Source organism: Accumulibacter sp. (assembly GCF_032229525.1).
Classification (GTDB): domain Bacteria; phylum Pseudomonadota; class Gammaproteobacteria; order Burkholderiales; family Rhodocyclaceae; genus Accumulibacter.
Map to the genome: position 1 here is coordinate 1 of NZ_JAVTWB010000110.1, position 2,369 is coordinate 2,369.

The following is a 2,369-nucleotide window of genomic DNA, read 5'->3' on the forward strand; positions in this document are numbered from 1 at the left end:
TGCCCTCCGAAGGCAGGGGTCGGACGTTCGAATCGTCTCGGGCGTGCCACTCAGACATCGAACTGGGCCCTTCGTTGGAAGGGCCTTTTTCATTTGTCAGAAAGGGAGTGCTGTCCCGAGGTTTCCGTAGGGGCCTGCGGAGAGCGAGTCTACTTTGTGCAGAACAACGGGCACCGACACGACGATGTGCCGCGCCGGCGGCCCACCGCCTGCACACCCCTCGACTACGACAACACGCGAATGATCGAATCCATCCTGCTTGCCGCAACGCGCATCTCCACCTTCTATGGTCAGCAGCCGCTGACCAACGCCAGCGGATTTTTCTTCGAGCGCGGCCTTCGGCTGTTCCTGGTTACCAGTCGACACGTGCTGTTCGACAAACCCAGTCAGCACTTCCCGGACCGCATCGAGATCGAACTGCATATCAACCCGGACAACATCGCCGAGGCGATCGCATTTTCGATGCCCCTGTACGAGGGGGACGGTCAGCGGAGCTGGCGCCAGGGTCTCGATACGGCGGGCGACATTGACGTTGCGGTCATCGAGATCAACCGCGCAGCGCTACCGGGAAGTCTGGTCTACCGGGCCTTCAACCCCGCACATCTTGCCGGCCCTGCCGATCAGGTGGAGGTGGGCAGCTCGCTGCTGGTGGTGGGCTTCCCGCTCGGGTTCCATGACAACCTGCACCACATGCCGGTGGTGCGCCAGGCGATCGTCGCCTCTTCCTTCGGGCTGCGTTTTGAGGGGGAAGGCTATTTCCTCACGGATGCCCGGACTCACCGGGGAACCAGCGGTGCGCCAGTGGTGATGCGCGCTCCCGCAGCGGACGCTGGCCATCACGATCTGCCGTGGATACTGCTTGGCGTGCACTCGGCACGACTCGATGTCGGCGCGCGCGACCCGAATCAGGACGAAGCTCTCGGCCTCAACTGTGCCTGGTACGCGGACATCCTGCTGACCCTGACCGAGGCCTGAGCAGGGCACCGGCTGACGACTTCGCCGACCGCCAATTGATGACGGGGCTGCTGGGCACCTGACCGCCGGGACAACCGACCTTACTGCGGGACGACGCGGGCCTCTTGCCCTGAGCCCTCGATGTAAACCGCCTGTCCGTGACGGAGGTTTCGGTTCTCCGGCTGAGTCACCGTAACCAGCACACCATTGCTCAGACGTACGACGACCTGCTGCCCGGGTTCTGGCTGACTGTTGCGCTTCTGTACTTCGTGGCCCGCCACAGCCCCTCCTATGGCACCGACCACCATCGCCACATCGCGCCCGGTGCCGCCGCCGATCAGACTGCCGACACCGAGCCCGACCAAGCCACCGACGACAGCCCCGACGCCGACTTGCTGGTTGCTCTCCAGTTGTAGCGGCGTGATCTGTTCGATCTTGCCGCGACGGATTTCCAGCGCACCGGGCTGAGTACCCGACGTGACACACGCGCTCAGCGCCAGCAGCATCGCCAGTACGGAAATAAAGGACATCCCACGTTTAAAGATGCTCAGCATTGGCGGCGCCTCCTTGTGTCCTGGTGTTGTTACCAAGGGGCGAGGGAGATCCGCCCCTTATCGCTACTTGACCGGCGCCGGCACCTCAGCGAGTTTCTGCTCGATCCGCGCCAGCGGAATGGCGCCCGGAATACGCTCGCCATCGCCAAAGAAGATCGTCGGCGTACCGTTGATTGCCAGCTTGCGGCCGGTCTCGAGGCTCTTCTTGACCGCTGTGGTATCGCAATCGCCCTTGCCGCCGGGTGCCTTGCCATCGATCATCCATTCGTTCCAGGCCTTGGCCCTGTCCGCTGAGCACCAGATCCGATTGGACTTTTCCAGCGAATCCGGCGAGAGAATCGGATAGAGGAAGGTGTAGATGGTCACGTTGTCCAGTTTGGCCAGTTCCTGCGCCAGCTTCTTGCAGTAGCCGCAGTTCGGGTCTTCAAAGGTCGCGAAAACACGTTTGCCATTGCCGCGTACCAGCTTGACCGCCATGCTGAGTGGCAAATCGGAGAACTTTATCGCGGTAAGCTTCTGCATCCGCTCGTTGGTCACGTTCTTCATCGTTTTGCCATCGATCAGCGTCCCGAGGAGCAGCGCCGAAACCTGCTCGTCGGTGTAGAGGATCTGGCCATCGGCGTAGACTTCATAGAGCCCGAGATAGGGGGTCTTGGTAACGCTGGTGACCGTACTGCCGAGCTTGCCTTCAACCGCCTTTTTCACGCTCGCCTCGTCCGCCAGGGTGGGAAGACTGAGAACGGCGGCAAGGGCGAGTGGCACGAGTTTTTGGTACATCTGTTTTCTCCGGATTTGAAGTGTTGGTATGTCAGAAGGCGCCGATGGCGTAGCGCACAAGCGAATTCTTTAGGACTGGCAAAA

Annotated in this window: 3 protein-coding genes; 1 reads left to right on the forward strand and 2 read right to left on the reverse strand. The window is 61.5% G+C overall.

From position 1 onward, the window contains the following. The first annotated feature begins 240 nt into the window (after positions 1-240). Positions 241-975 (forward strand): serine protease, encoded by a 735-nt coding sequence (locus RUW20_RS07145; protein ID WP_313951516.1) that lies wholly within the window; start codon positions 241-243, stop codon positions 973-975. An 80-nt stretch (positions 976-1,055) separates the two neighbouring features. Here the strand turns inward: RUW20_RS07145 and RUW20_RS07150 are convergent, their stop codons facing one another. Then, positions 1,056-1,508, reverse strand: a complete 453-nt coding sequence (locus RUW20_RS07150) for a glycine zipper 2TM domain-containing protein (RefSeq protein ID WP_313951518.1) — start codon at positions 1,506-1,508, stop codon at positions 1,056-1,058. A gap of 63 nt (positions 1,509-1,571) precedes the next feature. Next, the gene (locus tag RUW20_RS07155) at positions 1,572-2,285 is read right to left on the reverse strand and encodes a DsbC family protein (protein ID WP_313951520.1); all 714 of its coding nucleotides are present in this window, start codon (positions 2,283-2,285) and stop codon (positions 1,572-1,574) included. Positions 2,286-2,369 lie beyond the last annotated feature (84 nt).